Annotated in this window: 13 protein-coding genes; 6 read left to right on the top strand and 7 right to left on the bottom strand. The window is 70.5% G+C overall.

What is annotated here, in order from left to right:
• Nucleotides 1–15: 15 nt before the first annotated feature.
• The 5 genes from HZ992_RS07685 to HZ992_RS07665 all read right to left on the bottom strand — a co-directional run bounded on the left by HZ992_RS07685 (nucleotide 16) and on the right by HZ992_RS07665 (nucleotide 8,734).
• Complete coding sequence (locus HZ992_RS07685) at nucleotides 16–2,691, bottom strand: zinc-dependent metalloprotease (RefSeq protein ID WP_209386078.1); 2,676 nt, start codon at nucleotides 2,689–2,691, stop codon at nucleotides 16–18.
• Nucleotides 2,692–2,824: 133 nt separating this feature from the next.
• Nucleotides 2,825–4,471 carry a bactofilin family protein gene (locus tag HZ992_RS07680; protein WP_209386077.1) on the bottom strand — a complete coding sequence of 549 codons (1,647 nt, stop codon included), beginning with the start codon at nucleotides 4,469–4,471 and terminating at the stop codon, nucleotides 2,825–2,827.
• Nucleotides 4,472–4,687: 216 nt separating this feature from the next.
• Nucleotides 4,688–6,352 carry an energy-dependent translational throttle protein EttA gene (gene ettA, locus HZ992_RS07675; RefSeq protein ID WP_209386076.1) on the bottom strand — a complete coding sequence of 555 codons (1,665 nt, stop codon included), beginning with the start codon at nucleotides 6,350–6,352 and terminating at the stop codon, nucleotides 4,688–4,690.
• An 83-nt stretch (nucleotides 6,353–6,435) separates the two neighbouring features.
• Entirely contained in the window at nucleotides 6,436–7,263 is an 828-nt protein-coding gene (locus HZ992_RS07670) for a response regulator (RefSeq protein WP_209386075.1), read from the bottom strand.
• A gap of 1 nt (nucleotide 7,264) precedes the next feature.
• Complete coding sequence (locus HZ992_RS07665; protein ID WP_209386074.1) at nucleotides 7,265–8,734, bottom strand: PAS domain S-box protein; 1,470 nt, start codon at nucleotides 8,732–8,734, stop codon at nucleotides 7,265–7,267.
• Between the two features lie 233 nt (nucleotides 8,735–8,967).
• Between HZ992_RS07665 and HZ992_RS07660 the strand changes: the two genes are divergently transcribed.
• From HZ992_RS07660 to HZ992_RS07640, 5 genes are all read left to right on the top strand, one after another.
• On the top strand, nucleotides 8,968–10,119 hold the full coding sequence (locus HZ992_RS07660; protein WP_209386073.1) for an MFS transporter: 1,152 nt from the start codon (nucleotides 8,968–8,970) through the stop codon (nucleotides 10,117–10,119).
• Between the two features lie 150 nt (nucleotides 10,120–10,269).
• On the top strand, nucleotides 10,270–11,766 hold the full coding sequence (locus HZ992_RS07655; RefSeq protein WP_209386072.1) for a DEAD/DEAH box helicase: 1,497 nt from the start codon (nucleotides 10,270–10,272) through the stop codon (nucleotides 11,764–11,766).
• Nucleotides 11,767–11,786: 20 nt separating this feature from the next.
• Nucleotides 11,787–12,470: an NAD(P)H-binding protein gene (locus HZ992_RS07650; protein ID WP_209386071.1), complete on the top strand. Its 684-nt coding sequence runs from the start codon at nucleotides 11,787–11,789 to the stop codon at nucleotides 12,468–12,470.
• 29 nt (nucleotides 12,471–12,499) lie between these two features.
• The gene (locus HZ992_RS07645) at nucleotides 12,500–13,681 is read left to right on the top strand and encodes an MFS transporter (RefSeq protein ID WP_209387082.1); all 1,182 of its coding nucleotides are present in this window, start codon (nucleotides 12,500–12,502) and stop codon (nucleotides 13,679–13,681) included.
• Nucleotides 13,678–14,298 (top strand): RluA family pseudouridine synthase, encoded by a 621-nt coding sequence (locus tag HZ992_RS07640; protein WP_209386070.1) that lies wholly within the window; start codon nucleotides 13,678–13,680, stop codon nucleotides 14,296–14,298. The genes HZ992_RS07645 and HZ992_RS07640 overlap by 4 nt, the downstream gene beginning before the upstream one ends.
• A gap of 12 nt (nucleotides 14,299–14,310) precedes the next feature.
• Here the strand turns inward: HZ992_RS07640 and ppk2 are convergent, their stop codons facing one another.
• On the bottom strand, nucleotides 14,311–15,504 hold the full coding sequence (ppk2, locus tag HZ992_RS07635) for a polyphosphate kinase 2 (protein ID WP_209386069.1): 1,194 nt from the start codon (nucleotides 15,502–15,504) through the stop codon (nucleotides 14,311–14,313).
• A 130-nt stretch (nucleotides 15,505–15,634) separates the two neighbouring features.
• Here ppk2 and HZ992_RS07630 point away from each other — a divergent pair, with 130 nt between their 5' ends.
• A complete protein-coding gene (locus HZ992_RS07630) occupies nucleotides 15,635–16,150 on the top strand; it encodes a hemerythrin domain-containing protein (RefSeq protein ID WP_209386068.1) in 516 nt (171 codons plus the stop codon).
• A 16-nt stretch (nucleotides 16,151–16,166) separates the two neighbouring features.
• Here HZ992_RS07630 and rsgA read toward each other — a convergent pair whose 3' ends face one another.
• Nucleotides 16,167–17,261 carry a ribosome small subunit-dependent GTPase A gene (gene rsgA, locus HZ992_RS07625; RefSeq protein ID WP_209386067.1) on the bottom strand — a complete coding sequence of 365 codons (1,095 nt, stop codon included), beginning with the start codon at nucleotides 17,259–17,261 and terminating at the stop codon, nucleotides 16,167–16,169.
• Between the last annotated feature and the right edge of the window lie 13 nt (nucleotides 17,262–17,274).

The raw sequence follows: 17,274 nt of genomic DNA, 5'->3' as shown, positions 1-17,274 counted from the left end.
GCGGCCGGGCCGGCCTCAGTTGCGCAGCATCGACGCGTTCAGCGCCTGATCGAGCAGGCCCAGGCTCTCCTGCAGGTGGGCACGCGACTCGACCGACCACTTTCGCGTGGCCAGGGCGCGGCGCAGGTCGTCGCGCAGCGCCACCGCGTTCAGGCGCACCAGGCTCTGCGCATCCGCCGGCAGCGGCGACTGCACGCGCACCAGCAGTGCATGCAGACGCTTCAGGTGCTCGCGCTGCAGGTTGCGGCGCAGCCGGTCGATCTCGGCGCCGCTCTTCAGCTCGCTCCACACCGCCGACTGCAGCGTGCCGTAGACCTCGTTCAGCGAGATCAGACCGAGACGCTCGGCGGCGGGCACGTACAGCGGCAGGTCGAGCAGCCGCGAGGCCGTTCCGGGGCTGAGCAGCCGGTCCAGCCCGGCCACCTGCAGCTGCAGCACCATCGCCGGGATGCTGACGACGGCCGGCCGGGTCCACTCGCGGTAGTCCGGCGCGAGGCCGGACAGGAACTGCGGCTGGAAGCGGAAGCTGTCGGCCGAGAACAGGCCGCCGACCATGAACTGCAGCGCCTCGCGCTGGCGGGCCGGCTCGACCGGCCGGAAGGCGGCCTGCGCACCCGCGCCCGGCGCATCGCGCGAGGTGTACATGCCGCCGACGTACTTGGCCACCTGCACGGCCGCGTCGTTGAGCGGGTTGAAGCCCGACAGCAGGACGCGGCGCTGGCGTGTCGGGTCGTCGCCCGGCTGCGGCTTGCGCTCCTGCACGCGCTGCCAGAGCTCGCGCGAGAGCTGCAGCCGCTTGCGATAGTAGGCCAGTGGCTCGTCGCCGAGGTCGAAGCGGTTGACCATCGGGTCCAGGCCGTCGTTGCCGGGCACGCCGCCGGCATCGGGGTCGTTGGCGAAAGCCAGCAGCGGCTCGGTGCTGCGCGCGGCGATGCGTTCGAGTTCGCGCTTCTCGTCGGCCGCATCGATCGGCTTGTAGGCGTACTCGATGGCCCAGTAGTCGTAGGGGCCGAGCGTGGTGTTGTTGAAGCTCGCCTGGCGCTCGCCGGCGGCCGCGACGTTGTAGCCGTTGTAGTCCATCACCGAGCCGGAGATGCCGTTCTTCTCGGTGAAGTCCTTGTCCTGCAGCTGCGCGCGGGTGTAGACGGTCGAGGCCCTGAAGTTGTGCGTCAGCCCCAGTGTGTGACCGACCTCGTGCATGATCGTGTCGCGGATCCGGGACTGCGCAAACGCCTCCGCCTCGGGGCTGTCCGGCGCGATGGCGCCGCGCGCATCGAGCAGGTCCAGGGCGAAGTTCATCTCCGCCGCCGCGGCGTCGGCATAGTCGCAGGCCTGCGCCGCCGCCTTCGACCACGGCAAGGCGATCGGCGTGGCGAAGGGGCGCATCGGGGCGCCCACGTTCTCGACGATGAAGCGGCGCGCGCCGCGGCCGAACACGTCGCTCATCGCGATGTCGGCATCGATGATCTCGCCGGTGCGCGGGTCGGAATGGCTCGGCCCGCGCGCGAAGCCCACGTCGGCGCCGACGAACCAGCGGATCGATGCATGGCGCGAGTCGAGCGTGTCCCAGTCGGCATCGTCGGGCTGCTGCCTGACCACCACGGCGTTCTTGAACCCGATGCGCTCGAAGGCCTTGTTCCACTCGAGCACGCCTTCGGTCACCGACTTCCGGTAGACCGGCGGAATGTTCTTGTCGAGCCAGAACACGATCGGCTGCTTCGGCTCCGACAGCGCCGCTGCCGGGTCGGCCTTCTCCAGTCGCCAGCGGTTGACCATGAAACGCTTCGGGTTGACCTGCAGGTCGTTGCTGAGGTCGGTGACGGTGTCGGTGAAATGGCCCACGCGCGGGTCGGCCTGGCGCGCTGGCATCGGCTGCTCGGCCAGCTTGGTGAAGCTGTAGACGTAGCCGACGAAGAAGCTGCGCGCATCGGGCAGCGTCGAGGGCGGCGCCGGAGCCGGCACGGGCGGAGCCACCAGCGGAGGCGCCGGCAGACGCGCGGTGGCGAAGTGCATGCGCAGGTTCAGCGTCGTCAGGTCGTCGGTGACGCGCGTCTTCTCGATGCTCGAGTTGCTTCGGTCCAGTGAGTACGGCAGGCGGAAGGCGGCCTCCAGACGCGTCGAGTACGCAGGCAGGTCGCTGAGCAGGAATGCCGCGTCGACAAGCAGCGACTTGCGCTCCGGGTGCGGCGCACTGGCCACCGCGGTGGCGCCGAGCAGGCTGTCGGAGAAGCCCTGGGCGACGGCGGCCTGCATGGCCGTGCCGCTGGCGATGTACTCGGTGTTCATCGCAGTCAGCTGCACCTGGTTGTTCACCTTGCGGAAACTCGCCAGCCACGACGGGCCCATCTGGCTGCCATACAGGCCGCGCTCGCCGATCGATTGCGTGATGTTGGCCGACAGCAGGAAAGGCTTGTCGAGCAGTTCGGCGGGGATCTCCAGCCAGACCTTCTCGTCCTTGCGCCACACCGGAATGAAGCCGGCTTGTTGCGTGGCGCCCTTGATGATCTCGGCGAAGGGCTTGGGCGCTGAGGGGTCGGGCCGTGCCGGTGCGGATGCCGCAGCACCCGGGCCGCTGGCAGCTGCGGCGTTGGGCGGGGCAGCGGCTGCCGCGCGGGGCAGGTTCAGCGAAGCACAACCGGTCAGCGCCGACGACAGCAGGGCAAGCACGGCAAGGCGGGAAGGCATGGACATGGGAGACGGCGTCGCACGCGACGAAGGCAGTTTGCGGACGATTCTGCAGCACGGGCCGTGCCCGCAGGATCAGGGCAGTCCCCTTGTGCCGTGAGGGAACCCCGTGAAGAGCGGCGGATCCGCGCCGGGATTCTCAGCGCTTGCGGTCGCGGTCGGCCCAGCCGGCCAGGCTGGCGATCGCGAGCAGCGCGACAGTCCAGCCGAACAGCGTGACGGCCCAGCCGGCCAGCCGTGCGATGTCGCTCCAGCCGAAGCCTGCCGCGGCTCCGGGCGCGGGCAGCCAGTGGCGCTTCTCGCCGAGATCGACCAGGGGCAGCATCAGGTCCAAGGTGTAGCCCAGCGGACTGAAGGGCGACAGCGCCGGCGAGCCCACCGGCAGCAATGCCCCTTCCTGATGGGCCAGCCCAAACAGGGCCGCGCCGAACAGCCAGACGGCGAGCGACCAGACCAACAGGCGCTGTGGCCGCCAGCCGTAGCCGGCCAGTGCGCCGAACAGCAGGTGGGCACCCCGCGCCGCCCAGCGCAGTGCCCCGGGCAAAGCCTCGCCGATGCGCCCGATGCGGCGCAGCCGCTGCTCGCGCCGCACCGCCAGGTCGTTCGCACTCGCCGAATGGCCCATGCGCCTCAGCACGCGGATGGCACGGCGCCAGGGCTGCATGCGGAAGTCGCCGTCGATGTGCGACGGCGGCTGGCGCTCCAGCCAGGCGAGGCGAAAGCGCGCATCCAGCGGCGCACCTTCGCCGAAGCGCGAGTAGTTGAAGCCGTCGAGCACCAGCCGCTCGCCCCAGGTGGACAGGTCGTCGACCAGCGCCTTCACGTGCGTGCCGGCGAACGAGGCACCCAGCAGTGGCGCGGCGAGCTGGCCCAGGCGCAGCGTGCCACCAATACGGGCGCGGTCGAGCACCAGCGAGGTGCCATCGCCCCAGGCCGCGTCGCCAACCCGGTCGAAGGCCGCCGAGGTGCAGTCGAGATCACCGCCGATCTGCGCGCGCCGCAGGCTGACCAGGCCGGCCGCCGCGAAGCCTTCGTCCAGCCGCATGTCGCCGCCAACCTCGATGCGGTCGAGCACCAGCGCGGCGCGGCGGGCGCCGCCGGTGTCCAGCGGGCCGCTGACTCGCGCACGGCCGGCGATGAAGTCGCCTCTGACGCGGGCTCCCGCAAAGCGCACTTCGCCCGAGGCGTCGAAGCCTTCGGACAGGCGCACGTCGCCCTCCACCTGCAGCCCGTCGGCCAGCAGGCTGCGCCGGCCGGGGATCGCGCTCTCGCCGCCGGACAGCGTCAGCCGCGTCGCATTGAAGTCGCCGCCGATGTGCGCCTGCTGCAGCCGTACCTCGCTGGCCACGCTGCAACCGGCATTGAGCGCCAGGTCCTGTGCGATGCGGCAGCGCTCGGCCAGCAGGCCGGGCAGTTCGCAATCGGGAAAGCTCAGGGCGCCGCGCACCCTCGCGCCATCGAACAAGGGGGTGGTGTCGAACACGCAGCGGAAGAACCACAGGCTGCTCGGCACCTCGCACTCGCCCAGGTCGAGGCGGCCCAGCACCCAGGCCCCGAGCAGCTGGATGCGCCGCCCCTGTGCGCGGCCAGCGCCGTGCAGTGCGAGTTCGGCGAGGAAGGCGGCGCGCACCGTCACGTCATCGCTGGCCTCGACAGGCCGGCGCAGGCCGATGCGGGCGATGTCGCCGTGCCGGAAGGCACGCAGCAGGATGCGCTCCGCACGGCGCAGGGGTTCGAAGCGCGCGAGCGGGTGGTCCGGCGGGAGTGGCGAGCCCGGCGCCGTCATCGGGCGGCGCGCTCCGCGCCGACAGCGGGCCTGCCGAGCTCGAAGGGAAAGGGAAGGACGGTGTGCATGTCGTGTCGGCGCATCGCAATGCGTTCGCGCCGATTCTGAAGCAGCACCGCGCCGCGCTGGGGCAGCGCAGCTCCCGCGATCACGGGGCTGCGCACCCAAAAGCCACGGCGCGCCCCCGGGTCGAGGGGTGGGTCGTGCTCCGACGTGCTACTTGAGTGCCTTGAAGCGCAGGCGGTGCGGGCGCGCGCCCTCCTCGCCCAGGCGCCGCTTCTTGTCGGCCTCGTACTCCTGGTAGTTGCCGTCGAAGAAGACCCACTTCGAGTCGCCCTCGGCCGCCAGGATGTGCGTGGCGATGCGGTCGAGGAACCAGCGGTCGTGGCTGATGACCATGATCGACCCGGCGAACTCGAGCAACGCGTCTTCGAGCGCGCGCAGCGTTTCCACGTCGAGGTCGTTCGACGGTTCGTCGAGCATCAGCACGTTGCCGCCCTGCGCCAGCGTCTTGGCCAGGTGCAGCCGGCCGCGTTCGCCGCCCGACAGGCTGCCCACCAGCTTCTGCTGGTCGTTGCCCTTGAAATTGAAGCGGCCGATGTAGGCGCGCGAGGGCATGACGAACTTGCCCACGACGATGTTATCCAGCCCGCCGGAGACGTCTTCCCACACCGTCTTGTCGGCGGCCAGCGCATCGCGGCTCTGGTCGACGAAGGCCATCTTCACCGTCGGGCCGATCTTCACCGTGCCCGAGTCCGGCTGCTCCTTGCCGGAGATCAGCCGGAACAGCGTCGACTTGCCGGCGCCGTTCGGGCCGATGATGCCGACGATCGCGCCCGCGGGCACCTTGAAGCTCAGGTCGTCGATCAGCACGCGGTCGCCGAAGCTCTTGGTGACGTTTTCGAACTCGATCACCTCGTGGCCGAGGCGGTCGGCCACCGGGATGAAGATCTCGTTGGTCTCGTTGCGCTTCTGGTAGTCGACGTCCGACAGCTCCTCGAAGCGCGCCAGGCGTGCCTTGCTCTTGGCCTGCCGGCCCTTCGGGTTCTTGCGCACCCACTCCAGCTCGCGCTTCATTGCGCGGGTGCGGGCGTCCTCGGTCTTCTGCTCGAGCTCGAGGCGCTTTTCCTTCTGGTCCAGCCAGATGCTGTAGTTGCCCTGATAGGGGATGCCGCGGCCGCGGTCGAGCTCGAGGATCCACTCGGCCGCGTTGTCGAGGAAGTAGCGATCGTGGGTGATCGCCACCACGGTGCCCGGGAAGCGCTTGAGGAAGATCTCCAGCCACTCCACCGACTCGGCGTCCAGGTGGTTGGTCGGCTCGTCGAGCAGCAGCATGTCGGGCTTCTGCAGCAGCAGCCGGCACAGCGCCACGCGGCGCTTCTCGCCGCCGGAGAGCACGCCGATCTTCGCTTCCCAGGGCGGCAGGCGCAGCGCGTCGGCGGCGATCTCGAGCTGCAGGTCGGTGTTCTCGCTGCCGGCCGCGGCGATGATGGCTTCGAGCTCGGCCTGCTCGGCGGCGAGCTTGTCGAAGTCGGCATCGGGCTCGGCGTAGGCGGCATAGACCTCGTCCAGCCGCGCCTTGGCGTCGAGCACGCCGCCGATGCCCTGCTCCACCGCCTCGCGCACCGTCTGCTCGGGCTCGAGCTGCGGCTCCTGCGGCAGGTAGCCGATCTTCAGGTTGGGCATCGGGATCGCTTCGCCCTCGATGTCCTTGTCGATGCCGGCCATGATCTTCAGCAGCGTCGACTTGCCCGAGCCGTTCAGGCCCAGCACGCCGATCTTGGCGCCGGGAAAGAAGGACAGCGAGATGTCCTTCAGGATCTGCCGCTTCGGCGGCACGATCTTGCCGACGCGGTTCATGGTGTAGACGTACTGGGCCATTGGGTTCTCGACGATCCGGGGATGCGGGGAATCCCGCGATTATCCCGGACGCCGCGCCGCCGCCCGCGGGCGCGCCCTGGCGCTCAGCCGGCGGACAGTTGCTCGCGCAGCTCTGCGAGCAAGCTCTGTGGCTCGATCGGCCGCACCAGGTAGGCATCGGCGCCCAGGGCCAGTCCGCGGTCGCGCGAGGCGTCGTCTCGCGCCGTGGCGGTGAGAAAGACGAAGGGCATGGCGTGCAGCGCAGCGTCCGAGCGCACCCGCTCGAGCAGTTCGAAACCACTGCCGTCGTGCATCACCACGTCCGACAGGATCAGATCGACGCGCCGCGAGCGTGCCAGCGCGAACGCCTCGTCGCCGCCGCCGGCCGTCAGCACCGAGTAGCCGGCCGGCTCCAGCAGGCTGAGCTTGAAGGCGAGGTTGGCATCGGTATCGTCGACCATCAGCACCACCAAGCCCGGTGCCGGGGCGAACAGTTCCGGGCGGACCGGCCGCTGCATGGCCACCTCGCCCTGCGGCGGCGTCGGCGACGGCCGAGGGGCCGCCTGTCCCGCGGGCAGAAAGCGTGCCAGTTCGGCCATGAACTGCGTCGGGTCGATCGGCTTGGCGAAGTGGCCGTCGAAGCCGGCACGCAGCGCGCGGTCGTGGTCGCCCACCATCGCAAACGCGGTCACGGCCACCAGCGGTACGCTGGACAGCGCCGCATCGGCCTTCAGCGCGCGCGCCACTTCGTAGCCATCCAGACCGGGCATCTGGATGTCGCACACCACCAGGTCCGGCCTGTCGCGGCGAGCGGCTTCGAGACCGGCCTGCCCGTCGGTCGCGCTGATCGTCTCATGCCCCCAGGCGCGCAGCAGGTAGGTCATCAGCTCGAGATTGATGGGGTTGTCCTCGACAACCAGGATGCGTGCCATCTCAGCTCCGCCCGAGGATCAGCGTGAAGCAACTGCCTCGGCCTGCCTCGCTTTCGACGTCGATGCGCCCGTCCATCAACGCGGCCAGCTTGGTCGACAGGTGCAGACCGAGGCCCGTGCCCTCGGCACTGCGTGCCTGCACATCGCCGACTTGCGAGAAGGCCTCGAACAGGCGCGCGCGATCGGCTGTGCTGATGCCCGGACCGGTGTCGCGCACCTCGATGCCGATGCCGCCGTCGACGTCGCGCACGGACAGGGTGACGCCGCCGGCATGCGTGAACTTGATGGCGTTGCCGGTCAGGTTGATGAGGATCTGCAGGAGCGCCCGGCGGTCGGCGCGCACGGCCGGCCAGTCGGGCCGTGGCTCCAGCCGCAGCCACAGCCCGCGGGCCTGTGCCGCCGGGCCGAGCGTCTGCAGCACCTCGTCGAGCACCGGCGCGCAATCCACCGCACCGAGCCGCAATTCGACGCGCCCCGACTCGATCTTCGCCAGGTCGAGCAGGTCGTTGATCAGCGACAGCAGGTGCTTGCCGCTGGACTGCACCAGCCCGAGCTGCTTTTCCTGGTCGGGCGTGAGCGGGCCGGGCAGCTTCATGAGCATCAGGCCGGTGAAGCCGATGATGGCGTTCAGCGGCGTGCGCAGTTCGTGGCTCATGGTGGCGAGGAAGCGGTCCTTCGCGCGGCTGGCGCGTTCGAGCTCGTCGTTCTTCTCGCGCAGCGCGAGTTCGAAGCGCTTGCGCTCGCTGATGTCACGGATCGCGCTCATCACCAGGCGGCCGGCCTCGGTGTCGATCGGGCTCAGGCTGATCTCGACCGGGAACTCCTCGCCGCTGGAGCGCACGCCGTGCAGTTCGCGGCCCTCGCCCATCGCCCGCATGCGTGGCGCGCCGAGGAACCCCAGCCGGTGGCCCAGGTGCGCACGCTGAAGCCGGTGCGGCAGCAGCAGCTCGATCGGCGCGCCGATCACCGCTGCGGTCTCGTGGCCGAACAGGCGGCGTGCCTGCGCGTTGAACAGCACGATGCGCCCGGTGCCGTTGACGATCACGATGGCGTCGGGCGCGTTGTCGAGCACGGCGTGGAAGCGCGCGTGCACGAAGTCCGCATCGCGCCTCGCGCGCTGGCCCGTCACGTCCGCCAGGTGGCTGACCAAGTGCGTGACCTCGCCTCGTTCGTCGCGGACAGCGCTCGTGTTGCAGTTGACGTACAGCGGCACGCCGTCCTTGCGCTGGCGCAGCACTTCGTGGCGGGCCCCCAGGCCCTCAAGCGCCTCCATGCGCATCTGGATCTCGTCGTCGCGCAGATCGCGCGGCACGATCAGCTCGGCCACCGTCTGGCCGATCGCCTCGTCGGCGCGGTAGCCGAAGGTCGTTTCGGCGGCACGGTTCCAGAGTGCCACGCGGCCATCGGGATGCGTTGCGACGAGCGCGTCGGGTGACTGCGCGACCAGGACCTCACTGAGAGCAGAGTTCATGCATCCTGATCGGCGAATTGATTCGAATCAATGTAGTCCCGACGCCGGGCCGGGGCAATGCGGGTTTCGAAGCGCTTTCTCCGTGGACACGCTCCACGCCAATGACAAGTGAGCAGGCGGCGCATCGTGGCACCACCCATGAGCGCCGCCGTCACCGCGTGCGCAGCGCGGAGCACGCCGATCTGCGCTTTCTGCTACGTTCCGACGCGCCCCCTGCCATTCGACACCCCCTCATGCCTGGACTTCTCTATCTCTTCACGCTGTGCAACCTGGTGATCGGCACCGGTGCCTTCGTGCTCGGCGGTGTGCTGGCGCCGATGGCCAGCGCGCTCGGCGTGAGCGTCGCGGCGGCCGGCCAGGCCATGACGGCCTACGCGCTGTCGACCGCCGTGCTCGCGCCGCTGGTGCTGGTGCTCACCGGCCGGTGGCCGCGCGCACGCGTGCTCGTCGTCTCGATGGCGGTGTTCGCACTGGGCAACCTCATCTGCGCGATGGCCGACAGCCTGCCGGTGCTGCTGGCTGGCCGCGTGCTGATGGGCGTGGGCGCGGTGTTCACGGCAGTGGCGGCCGGCATCGCAGTGGCCCTCGTCGAGCCGCAGCGGCGCGGGAGGGCACTCTCGCTGGTCTTCATCGGCATCAGCATGAGCTACGTGATCGGCCTGCCGCTGGGCGCCTGGCTGGGCTTCCGCCATGGCTGGCACGTGCCGGTGGCGGTGGTGGCCGGTACGGCGGCGCTGACCTGCGGCGCGCTCGCGATGGCGCTGCCGCGCACGATCTCCGCACCCGGCGCGAGCTTCCAGGGCTTGGGCGATCTGCTGCGCCGCGCCGAGGTGCTGTGGACGCTGTCGCTCACGCTGCTGTACTTCGTGGCGATCTTCTGCGTGTTCGCCTACATCGGGCCGGTGCTGCAGGCGCTGCTGCCGATGTCGACCGAGCGCATGTCGGTCACGCTGATGCTATTCGGCCTGTCGGGCGTGGTCGGCACCGTGGTGGGCGGCTGGGCCAACGACCGCTTCGGACCGCGACGCACGTTGACGGTGCAGCTCGCCGTGCTCGCGGCGATGATGCTGCTGGTGCCGCTGACGCGCGGCAATCACGCGCTGATCGTGCTGGTGTTCGTGGTCTGGGGCATCGCCGGCTTCGGCATGATGTCGCCGCAGCAGTCGCGCCTGGCGGCGCTGGCGCCAGCGCAGGCGCCGATCCTGCTGTCGCTGAACACCTCGATGCTCTACATCGGCACGGCGCTCGGTGCGGCGATCGGCGGCCCTGCGGCCTTGACCGTCGGCTTCGACCGCCTGGCCTGGGTCGGCGTACCGTTCGCGCTGGCGGGCTGGCTCACGCTGCGCCTGGGCGTGACAAAGGGCGCGAGCTGGCGTCCGGCATGAAATCGGAGCCGCAGGTAGAATCGCGCCACCATCGCAGCACCCAGTCACTGCGCTGACGTCGTTTCCGACCCGGGCCTCGCGCCCCCCGCACCCTCTGCCTGCGACTGGCGCCCACATCCGGGCGACAGGCCGATCTCCTCACGGAACTCCATGTCCTTCGACACTCTCGGCCTCGCCGAGCCCCTGCTGCGCGCGATCCGCGAACACGGCTACACGACCCCCACCCCCATCCAGGCCCAGGCCATTCCGGTCGTGCTGCAAGGCGGCGACCTGCTCGGCGGCGCGCAGACCGGCACCGGCAAGACCGCCGGCTTCACGCTGCCGATGCTGCAGCGCCTGATGGCCAAGCCCGCCGTGCGCGACGGCCGCGGCCGCATCCCCATCCGCGCCCTGATCCTCACCCCGACTCGCGAACTCGCCGCCCAGGTCGAGGAAAGCGTGCGCACCTACGGCAAGTACACCGGCCTGACCAGCATGGTCATGTTCGGCGGCGTCGGCATGCAGCCGCAGATCGACAAGCTCAGGCGCGGCGTCGACATCCTGGTGGCCACGCCCGGCCGGCTGCTCGACCACCACGGCCAGCGCACGCTGGACCTGAGCCACGTCGAGATCTTCGTGCTCGATGAAGCCGACCGCATGCTCGACATGGGCTTCATCCACGACATCAAGAAGGTGCTGGCCATCGTGCCGGCGCACAAGCAGAGCCTGCTCTTCTCGGCCACCTTCAGCGACGAAATCAAGGCCCTGGCCGACCGGCTGCTGAACAAGCCGGCATTGATCGAGGTGGCACGCCGCAACCAGACCGCCGACACCATCGCGCAGAAGGTCCACCCGGTGGGCCGCGAGATGAAGAAGGACCTGCTGTGCCATCTCATCAAGTCCAACGACTGGCACCAGGTGCTCATTTTCACGCGCATGAAGCACGGCGCGAACCGCCTGTGCGAGCACCTCGTGAAGAGCGGCATCACCGCCATGGCGATCCACGGCAACAAGAGCCAGGGCGCGCGCACCAAGGCGCTGGCCGACTTCAAGGCCGGTGACCTGACCTGCCTGGTGGCCACCGACATCGCCGCACGCGGCATCGACATCGACCAGCTGCCGCACGTCGTCAACTTCGAGCTGCCCAACGTGCCCGAGGACTACGTGCACCGCATCGGCCGCACCGGCCGCGCCGGCTCCCAGGGCGAGGCGATCTCGCTGGTGTGCGTCGACGAGAACGGCTTCCTGCGCGACATCGAGAAGCTCATCAAGCGCGAGATCCCGCGCGAGGTGGTGCCCGGTTTCGAGCCGCCCAGCGGCGAGCGCCCGGAGCCCATCGTGCTGGGCCGCATGGTGATCGGCGAAGGCGCCGGCCGCGGCGGCCACCGCCACCATGCGCCCGCGCGCGGCGGCCAGGGTGCTCCGCGCGGTGGCCAGGGCGCGCCCCGCGGCGGTCGTGGCGATGGCCGCAATGAATCTCGCTCGGATCGCCCGCGCAACGACAGCCGCCCGGCTGCCGCCCCCGCGGCGCGCCCGGCCGGCTCGCACGCGCCGCACGCCGTTCCCGCGGCCCAGCAGCCCGGCCGCGGCCCGGCGCCGGCGCGTGGCGCCGACCAGCGCGGCGGCGGCAAGCCGCAACCGCGCCTGACCCAGCCCAAGCCGCGCTGAGCACGCGTAGAGTCGGGGGCATGACCGCCAGGCCCGCTGCCCTGCCCCGCGCCGTCCTGCTGGCCGGCGCGACGGGGCTGGTGGGCCGGGCACTGCTGCCGCAGTTGCTGAACCATCCGTCCGTCAGCCGCGTGCACGTGCTGTTGCGCCGAGCGGCGCCGGGCATCGAGTCGCACCCCAAGCTCGAACTGCACAACGTCGACTTCGCGCACCTGAACCGGGTGCCGAAGGTCGACGACGTGTACATCGCACTGGGCACCACCATCAAGGTCGCCGGCTCGCAGGCGGCCTTCCGCCAGGTCGATCATGACTTCGTGCTGGCCACCGCGCGTGCCGCCCGCGAGGCCGGCGCGCGGCGCATCGCCATCGTTTCGGCGCTCGGCGCCGACAGCAAGTCGCGGGTGTTCTACAACCGCGTCAAGGGCGAGATGGAGGCCGACGTCGCCGTGCTCGGCTTCGAGCAGGTGAACTTTGCACAGCCCTCGCTGCTGGTGGGCGACCGTGCCGCGCTCGGCCAACCCGAGCGGGCCGGCGAGCTGTGGACGATGCGCCTGCTGCGACCGGTGATGGGCCTGGTGCCGCGCGGCGTTCGCCCCATCGACGCACGCGATGTCGCCGCCGCGCTGATCGCAGCCACGCTGTCCGGCAAGCCCGGCATGCACCACCTCGATTCGGCTCGCATGCAAGGGGCCTACCAGCGTTGAGCGAGTCGCTGCTGCGCCACCGCGCGTTCATGCGCTTCTGGTTCGCGCGCCTGGCCGGCACCTCGGCCAACCAGATGCTGATGGTGGCCATCGGCTGGCAGATGTACGACCTGACGGCCAGCGCCTGGGACCTGGGCCTGGTCGGCCTGATGCAGTTCATGCCCTCGCTGCTGCTGGTGCTGGTCGCAGGCCATGTGCTCGATCGATACCACCGCGCGCGCATCCTCGCCGCCTGCATGGCGCTGCAGGCCGCCGTGGCCGCGGCGCTCGCGCTGGCCGCCTGGCAGGGCTGGGCCAGCCGCGATCTGCTGCTGGCGCTGTCGGTGCTGATCGGCGCCGCCAAGGCCTTCCAGCTTCCTGCGCAGCAGGCGATCACGCCGCTGCTCGTACCCGCCGAGGTGCTGCCACGGGCGCTGGCCTTCAGTTCGGCCGGCATGCAGGGCGCCATCATCGCCGGGCCGGCGCTTGGCGGCTTCGTCTACGTGGCCGGCGCGCCGGCCGTCTATGCGAGCTGCACCGCGCTGTTCCTGCTCTCCTGCGCGATGGTGCTCGGCGTGCGCTACGAGCACGTGGCACGCATCGCCGGTGCCGCCACGCTGGACACGCTGCTCGCCGGCGTGCGCTTCGTGCGCCAACGCGAGGTCGTGCTCGGTGCGATCTCGCTGGACCTGTTCGCCGTGCTGCTCGGCGGCGCCAGCGCGCTGCTGCCGATGTTCGCCAAGGACGTGCTGCACGTCGGTCCCTGGGGCCTGGGCCTGCTGCGCGCCGCGCCGGCCGTCGGTGCGCTGGTCACCGCGCTGGCGCTGTCTCACTGGCCGATCCGGCAGCGCGCAGGCTTCGTGCTGCTGTCGTCGGTGGGCGTCTACGGCGCCGCGATGCTGGGCTTCGCGCTGTCGACGCAGCTCCTGCTGTCGATGCTGATGCTGGCCATCTCCGGCGCTGCCGACATGGTCAGCGTGGTGATCCGCCAATCGCTGGTGCAGCTGGAGACCCCGGACGAAATGCGCGGCCGCGTCAGCGCGGTCAACTCGGTGTTCATCGGTGCGTCCAACCAGCTCGGCGAATTCGAGTCGGGCGTCACCGCGGCGCTGCTCGGGCCGGTGGGCTCGGTGGTGCTCGGCGGCCTGGGCTCGATGGCGATCGCGGCGCTGTGGGTGCGCTGGTTCCCGGCGCTGGCGCGGCGCGACCGGCTGGTCGAGACCCCGCCGTGATCCTGCATCACGACGACGCTCTGATCGTCGCCGACAAGCCGGCCGGACTGCCCACCGTGCCGGGCCGGCCGGCCGAGCTGCACGACTGCCTCTGGCACCGCGTGCGCGACCAGTGGCCCGACGCACTGGTGGTGCACCGGCTCGACATGGCGACCTCGGGGCTGGTGTTGTTCGCACGCGGCGTCGAGATGCAACGCGGGCTGAGCATCGCGTTCGCGCAGCGGCAGGTCGGCAAGGGTTACGAAGCGATCGTTGCGGGCGACATGCAAGGCGAGGCCGGCGAGATCGACCTGCCCCTGGCCGCCGACTGGCCGAACCGGCCGCGGCAGATGGTCGATGCCGCGCACGGCAAGCCGTCTCTCACACGATGGCGGGTGCTCGAACGGGGTCTGGTGTCCGGCGGTACGCGTCTCGCGCTGGAGCCCCTCACCGGCCGCACGCACCAGCTGCGCGTGCACCTCGCCGCGATCGGCCACCCGCTGCTCGGCGACACGCTCTATGCACCGCCCGGACTTGCCGCGGCGGCACCGCGGCTGCTGCTGCACGCCACCCGCCTGGACTTCGTGCACCCGGGTGACGGCCGCGCGCTGAGCTTCGAAAGCGCCGCGCCGTTCTAGCCGCCGGCTGCGCTAGAGGATCGCGCCGCTGGTGCGTTCGCCGCGTTCGTAGACCACGTGCGCCCGGCCCACCAGCAGCGGATCGAGCTGCTTGATGTGCTCGAGGTCCTTGTTCGTGTAGGGCAGCTTGTGCAGCACGTAGCGCATCGCGTTCAGGCGCGCGCGCTTCTTGCAGTCCGACTTGATCACCGTCCATGGCGCATCGGCGGTGTCGGTCTCGAAGAACATCGCCTCCTTGGCCTTGGTGTAATCGTCCCACTTGTCGAGCGAGGCCATGTCGATGGGGCTGAGCTTCCACTGCTTGAGCGGGTGCGCCTCGCGCTCCTTGAAACGGCGGCGTTGCTCGGCCTTGCTGACCGAGAACCAGAACTTGATCAGATGGATGCCGCTGCGCACGAGATGCCGCTCGAAGTCCGGCGCCTGGCGCATGAACTCCTCGTACTCGTGCGCATTGCAGAAGCCCATCACCCGCTCGACGCCGGCGCGGTTGTACCAGCTGCGGTCGAACATGACGATCTCGCCGGCGGTGGGCAGGTGTTCCACGTAGCGCTGGAAGTACCACTGGCCGCGCTCGGTCTCGCTCGGCTTCTCGAGCGCGACGACACGGGCGCCGCGCGGATTCAGGTGCTCCATGAAACGCTTGATCGCGCCACCTTTGCCGGCCGCGTCGCGGCCCTCGAACAGCAGCACCACGCGCTGCCCGGTTTCCTTCACCCAGGCCTGCAGCTTGAGCAGCTCGACCTGCAGCAGGTACTTCTGCGCCTCATAGTTCTTGCGCGACATGAGGTTCTTGTACGGGTAGGCGCCGTTGCGCCAGTCGGCCGCCAGTTCCTCGTCGGGCTTGACCAGCCGGCTGCGCTGCAGCGCCTGCGCGCCTTCGAGCAGCTCGCGGCGAAGCGCCGCGGCATCGTCGGGCGAAGCGCCCTCGAGGATGGCTCGCAGCTGCCGGGCGGTCTCCTGCGCGTCATGGCCACGCTCGAGGATGTCACCCAGGGCCGCCACCTGGGCACCTCTGGCCGCCTGCACCGCCTGCGACACCACTTCCTTCTCCAGCTCCCGCGCGTCCTGGCCGTCGATCACGTCACCCTGCGCGGCACGGCGCGGGCCGCGAGGGCGGGCCGGTGCGGGGGCTGCGGAGGCGGTCTTGCCCGCGGTGCCGGAGGTGCTGCGCGGGGTGCTGCGGGCGGTGGCGGTCGTGCGTGCCATGCGTTCGGTCCTTCTTCGTGATGCGACTGATCACTTTGCGACGGCCCGATCCTGTCCGGGTTGACCTGACTCAAGGCACGGGCGTCGGCAGCCGACTAGCCTGCCGGTCACCGAAACGTGGAGCCCCCACATGCCCGTGCTCGAATGGTCCGAAGCGCTTTCGCTCGATCTGCCCCAGATGGATGACACGCACCGCGAGTTCGTCGATCTACTTGCCGCCGTCGACGCCGCGGGCGATGCCGCGCTGCTACCCGCATGGCAGACGCTGATCGAGCACACCGAAGTGCACTTCGGGCAGGAAGACCGCTGGATGCGCGAAACCCGGTTCGCATCGGGCAACTGCCACAGCGTCCAGCACCAGGTGGTGCTCAACGTGATGCGCGAGGGGCTCAAGCGCGCCGAGGCCGGCGACCTCGAGTTGCTGCGCATGATGTCGAGCGAGCTCGCCCAGTGGTTTCCGCAGCATGCGCAGAGCATGGACGCGGGCCTGGCGCTGCACCTGCGCAGCGTCGGTCACGACCCGCGCACCGGTGCGGTGGCGCGCCCCGAGGCGCTGCCGGCCGCCGAGATCAGCGGCTGCGGTTCGGCCGCCTGCACGCCGCACGGCGAGAGCGCGCAGGACAGCCGGGAGTCCGCGGCGGCCTGAGACGACGCACGCCGGCTCAGGTCGGCTCGCGCTTGGCCTTGGCGCGGGCGCTGCCGGCCCGTCCGCGCGCCTTCCACTGCGCCACCTGGCGCTGCCGCTCGAGCGCGCTCATGGTGTCTCGCCGGGCCTCCCGCAGCAGCTTGTGGTAGTTGCGCAGGCGGTCGTTCTCCACGCCTTCGCGCACGGCGCAGCCGGGTTCCTCGCGGTGCGTGCAGTTGCGGAAGCGGCATTGCGCGGCCAGCGCCGCCACGTCGGCGAAGGTGGCTGCCACCCTCGCCTCGTCTGCATCGGGCCGCAGTGCGCGCAGGCCCGGCGTGTCGATCACGCAGGCCCCGCCCGGCAGGCGGAACAGAGAACGCGCCGTGGTGGTGTGCTGGCCGCGGCCGTCGCTCTCGCGCACCGCGCCGGTGTCCTGGCGCAGCTCACCGAGCAGCGTGTTGGTCAGCGTGGATTTGCCGGCACCCGACGTGCCCAGCAGCGCCAGCGTGCGGCCCGGCAGCGTGTGCCCGGCCAGGCAGGCTGCCGCTTCGGGGTCGCGTGCATCCACGGCCACCATCTCCACGCCGCTGGGCAGACGCTCGCGCAGTTCCTGCATGCGGCAGAACAACGCGCGCGCATCCGCCAGCGTATCGGCCTTGCTCAGCACGATCACCGGCTGAACGCCGCTGCCCTGCACCAACGCCAGGAAGCGCTCCAGGCGCCGCGGGTTGAAGTCGTCGTCCAGCCCCATCACGAGCAGGGCCGTGTCGATGTTGCTGACCACCGGGTGGCGGCGCCCGTCGGCATCGCGGCGCACCAGGTGCGTCGATGGCGGCACGCGTTCGTGCACCCAGGCCGCGCCATGCGCATCGAGCACGCAGAGCACCCAGTCGCCGGCGGCGAGCGAGTCCTCGGCGTCGAACAGCGTCCGGGCCAGGCGCGGCATCACGCGGGCGCTGATCTCGCTCTCGCCGTCGTGCAGTCGCAGCGTCTCGCGGTGCAGCACGGTCAGGCGCATCAGCCGGCAGGCCAGTTCAGCCAGTGGGGGTTCGCTGGCGCAGGCCGTGGCGCGGCTGGCCAGTGCGGGAGTGAGTCCCATCGAGCGCAGTCGCTCGAAATCGAAATCGATCATGGTGGTGGAAGAA

It is taken from the genome of Rhizobacter sp. AJA081-3 (assembly GCF_017795745.1).
GTDB lineage: Bacteria > Pseudomonadota > Gammaproteobacteria > Burkholderiales > Burkholderiaceae_C > Piscinibacter.
This window is presented reverse-complemented; position numbering and strand designations above follow the sequence as displayed.